Below are 4,535 nucleotides of genomic sequence, written 5' to 3'. Positions count from 1 at the left end.
CAAGGCTTAGGGATCTCCTTGGTGAACCTCGATCATCAGCCGTGCGCTTGTTCGATTGCTCGGTTAGCCTTGGTTCCACACGCTCGGACTTCGCCTTGTGAGGCGAACTGACGCACCAAGGAGCGCGGGTGGTGACCGAACCGAACAGGCGCCTGATCGCCGTTGTTGTGGCCGTGTTGACAACAGTTTCAGCTCTTGGACTTGCCTCAACAACAGCTCAAGCCACGACCGGTCCGGTGACGAACACCACGGCCGGACAGTCGGTCGGCGATGCAGTCAACTACCCGCACCCCTATGAAATCGATGACGGCGGCGTATTTCGCGGTCGAAGCCGACAGTCGCGTGCGCTCGGCGGGACCGCTACTTCGGCCAAGGGTACATATGACGTGATAGTCGTCGGTATGGCAACGTCCGGCGGAGAGAGTCCGGCAACCGCATTGAATTCGCAAGCTGTCGTCGACAAGATCGATGACTACTGGAATGAAACCACAGACGGCTCGTATCGATTCAACTACCGAGCCTTTGTATCTGTCAGCACCGCTACGACGCCATGCGGAGTATCGGCAACGGACGCGCTCGCCGAACCAGCAATCAGGGAATCGCTTGGCGGAGCGATCACCCCGCGTCCAGGTCGGGTAGGGGTCAACTTCATTACAGTCACGCCGCACCAGAGCTGTGGGTTTGCCGGACAGGGCTGGTACGACTACGGCAGTTCCCAAAGCGTTGGATACTGGTCTGTCAACGAATGGGATGTGACCGCCCACGAGATCGGACATAACCTCGGGCTTGGTCACTCCAATACCATGTCCTGCCCTGGTGTCCCGATCTTCGGCTCGCTCCTCACGCCGACGTGGCCTTGTGTTGGCGAGCCGTACAACGACCCGACCTCGATCATGGGTTATGGCAACTTCTCGGCCGCTATCGGGTTGGGTCGGTTACCCGCGAACAACCTCGACCAACTGCACGTTCTGGCCAGTTCGCAAAAGACGAACGTCACCACTTCGCGAGCGTTCACTCTGTCGCCCGTGTACGAACCTTCGTCAAACCTGAAGCTCGCCTACATCATGATTGGGTCGACGGCCCAATACACGCTTGAGTACCGCCCGGCCATCGGCGCAGAAACCGCGCTTGCTTCCACGGACAAGCGCACAGGTCCGGGCGCGGGTATACAACTCCGAGTGATCAATCCGTCGGCGAGCGTGGTAGCGGGAGGAGATGACCGCGACTCTTTCGCCCTACGCACTGGGGGCACTGGGTACTACCCCGTAGTCGGCATGACCGCAGGGACTGCCGTAGTGCTCAGCGATGGCACCAAGGTGTCGATTGACTCACTTGGTGCGGACGCATCAGTTCGGGTTGAGCGGCCGGGGTCGCCGCTACCAACTCCGACGCCGACGCCGACTCCGACTCCGACTCCGACGCCGACTCCGACTCCGACGCCGACTCCGACTCCGACGCCGACTCCGACTCCGACATGGCCACCGATCGTCGACAATCTCGTTCTCTCGCCAGTGGCAGATTCTTGGAATCGTCCCGGCGCCATCGTCGGCGCCCAGTGGTCAGGAGCGAGGTCGTCAGCGCCGATCGGTGCCTATCGATTGATCGTCGATGGTCGGGTCATTGCTTCTGCTGGTGCTTCGGCCCGTTCGTTGGCAGCCCCAATCACCGGTGAAGGGCGTCACACGGCAGTCTTAGAGGCTGAAGACTCAAACTCAAAGATCTGGACCAGTAACCTTCGAACGTTCTTCGTGGACTCGGCTGCGCCTCAGGTTTCGGTGCCAGCACCGAGCGGATCAAACTCCCTGGGCAGACCACCTGCGGGTTGGTCGCTTGGGATTGGCGTTCGATCCTCAATCACGGACTCGATGTCTGCCTGGTGCGGCATCCCGACGGCACGGTCGCTATCGATCAACGGTTCGTCCATCGCCGAGCCGCGTACCTGGGGTGCTGCCACCTCACTTGTCCGCGCTCCGCTCGGACGATCTTGGTCGAGCACGGCGACCGCCACTGACTGCTCCGGCAGAGAGGCAGGCGTCACGCGGACTACCCGGCCAACAATCGTCGCTGCGAGCAGGGCACCCACTCGGCGTGGGTCTTGGAAATCGACCCGCTCTGGAATTGCTGCGTCGCGCTATAGCTCAAGCCCCAAAGCGTCTTTGACTTTTCGCGTACGAGCTACCCACGCGGTGCTGGTTCTCGGAAAGTCGTCAAAGGGAGATAAAGTCGCCGTGATCGTGAACGGTCGTCGTGTCGCGGTGATCAACACCAAGGGCCGTTCGTCAGGCTTGCTCCGAGGACGTTTTGTCGCTTTGAATCAAACAAGGCCGTCGGCAACTACAGAGACCGTTACGGTGCGGCGACTTGGCGGCAAGGGTAAGACCGTTACCGTCGATTCACTCATCGCCTGGAGCTGACCGTCGACGACCCGCTGAACATGCTGCCCGACATGAGGATTCGTGATCATCCAGACGCGCGAAATACCCGCTCCCTGCCCGGCTACCGGCTGTCGAATCCGTCAGATCACGTCGAGGGCCGTGCATAGCCAGCGGCCGTCCCAGCCTTCCAGCCGCAGGGCGATGGCTCGACTGCGGTCGGCTGCCACGAGCACAGCGCTGACCTCTGCCACGCCCGATGCAGGCCTGGTCACGCGCAGGCCGGCGACGGTTCCGGCAGGCGAGCGCCCTTTGCTCGAGGCAGCGATCCCGTCAGCCAGCGCCACGAAGACATCGTGACTAGTCCAACGTGTGAGCTGGTGCAGTGGCCGGCGGCCAGTCCGGATCTCCATGATCGCGTGAATGAGTCGCGCTGACCACTGGCGTGGGTCTGGCAGTTCCTCATCGGGCGTCTGCTGTCGGTCGAAGAAGAGCAAAGCCTCCTCGTCGGACGTGAGGACATCGGTGGTGGCGTTGGTTGACTCCGGCGGAACGAGGGCGAGTATCGGACGGAACGGAATCGTCTCGCCAGGATGCGGATACTGCAATGCGAGTGGTTGCTGCACAAACCGAGGGCGGGACACAGAACGCTTGGTCTTTGCGGATGCTGAATCGCGACTTGGCAACCGCGTCACTCGGATCGGGCCGATTTGCGATGCACTCCCTTGCGCGGCGCTCACTTGGTGGCTCCAACCGAGGGATCCACCAGTCGGAGACCAGGTTTGATGACATCAGGTTTCGAACCGACCGCGTCTCGATTGGCGTCGTACCAGCGTTTCCACTCGGCATCGATTGCGGAATCGGAGGCTGTTTGCTGCGGCGCGTCCGTCCGTAGCGCCCGCTCCGCGATGCGCCAGAGGGAGTCGCCCGGCCGAACCAGCACCGTCGATGGGTGGTCGGAGGACCGATCAAGCTTCGTCAGCGGATCTCGGGTCACGGGTGCGTTTTGCTGCGGCTTGGTGACCGCTGGCTTGCGCGTGTTTGGTTCCAGCGAACCACGCTCGAGCGGGGGAACATCCACGGCGGAGTGCTGACTTCCCGGCGCGACCGGCGCCGGCGCCGCCTGGGCGGCTGTTGCCATCCCGGATCCAACCACTGCCGCGCCGATCAGAGCGCTAGCAGTGCGACGCACCAAAGTCGGGGTGACCCGTTCCGCCAATGCGCGACACCTGGACCCGAGCCGTCCGGGCACGGACCCGAGCAAGTACAAGCTCGCGCCGAGCACGCAGCGCGTGAGGTAGATCCCCGCAAGCGCCGCGACGAACGCCGCGAAGAGTCGATCAAAATCGCTGATTCCTGACATTGCTCCCCCTATTAGATGCAGTTTGCATCTGTTTGCCTGTTTCTACGTCTCTTTAGAGGCGTTCGTCAAATTCGCCGTATCGCCATGTGGACGGGGCGAGCAGCTGCCCGAAGCTGACTCCTCGTTCGCGGGAGGGTGTAGCGCAGGTGGCTGAGTTGGCGGAGAACGCGAGCCATCCTGGGCCGTCCGGGTGAAGTGCGTGAGAAAACCGGTAGCGGGAACTTTCACACCGGTTGGACACGTCGCTAGCTTGATCATCATGAGCACAACGGATGATCGCTACCAACCACCTGGTGCGCCTTCCGAGCCAGCGCCGGTGTGGAACGGCCACGAGTGGGTGGTGTGGAACGGCCAGGCGTGGGAAATTCGCGGCGACCAGCTGCCCCCACCTGCGCCTTTGCCTCAACGGCGCTTCAGTGGTGCCCTCATCGCAGTGCTGATCGGTGCGGCGGCACTGGTCGCACTAGGAGTGTTGGCCGTCGCGTTGGCGGTCTTCAGCGGCTCCGGCGGATTGGCCGGAGTGGGTACTCCCGCCGGGTTCACGTCTGCGGGAACCTTCACCCTGATCGACACGTCCACCAGCTACAGCGGCATCACCTCGACGGGGAGCACGTGCGAGGGCCGCGGTGGTTACAACGACATTCATGCGGGAACCCAGGTCGTGGTTAAGAGTGCTTCCGGAGAGGTGCTCGCGACCGGCAGCCTGACCGGGGGGACGCCGACCGGCATCACTGAATGCACCTTTTCCTACAGCGTGGGACCCATCCCAGGTGGGCAGTCGAACTACGGGATGACCGTCA

The 4,535-nt window shown here is 62.4% G+C and carries 4 protein-coding genes; 2 read left to right on the top strand and 2 right to left on the bottom strand.

The annotated features are described in order from the left end of the window. Positions 1–236: 236 nt before the first annotated feature. Positions 237–2,414: a hypothetical protein gene (locus KAZ48_10860; GenBank protein MBP7973290.1), complete on the top strand. Its 2,178-nt coding sequence runs from the start codon at positions 237–239 to the stop codon at positions 2,412–2,414. Positions 2,415–2,515: 101 nt separating this feature from the next. On the opposite strand, the gene KAZ48_10855 is transcribed toward KAZ48_10860, so the two are convergent. Both KAZ48_10855 and KAZ48_10850 read right to left on the bottom strand, forming a co-directional pair. Then, a complete protein-coding gene (locus tag KAZ48_10855) occupies positions 2,516–2,998 on the bottom strand; it encodes a hypothetical protein (GenBank protein MBP7973289.1) in 483 nt (160 codons plus the stop codon). Between the two features lie 110 nt (positions 2,999–3,108). Then, positions 3,109–3,735, bottom strand: coding sequence for a LysM peptidoglycan-binding domain-containing protein (locus tag KAZ48_10850; GenBank protein MBP7973288.1), 627 nt, complete (start codon positions 3,733–3,735; stop codon positions 3,109–3,111). A 259-nt stretch (positions 3,736–3,994) separates the two neighbouring features. Here KAZ48_10850 and KAZ48_10845 point away from each other — a divergent pair. Continuing rightward, positions 3,995–4,535 (top strand): hypothetical protein (locus tag KAZ48_10845; GenBank protein MBP7973287.1); only part of this gene is annotated, 541 nt, incomplete at its 3' end.

The sequence above is a fragment of the Candidatus Nanopelagicales bacterium genome (assembly GCA_018003655.1).
Taxonomy (GTDB): Bacteria; Actinomycetota; Actinomycetes; order S36-B12; family UBA10799; genus JAGNDY01.
The sequence above is the reverse complement of the archived record's forward strand: the minus strand, read 5'-3'. Positions and strand labels throughout refer to the sequence as shown.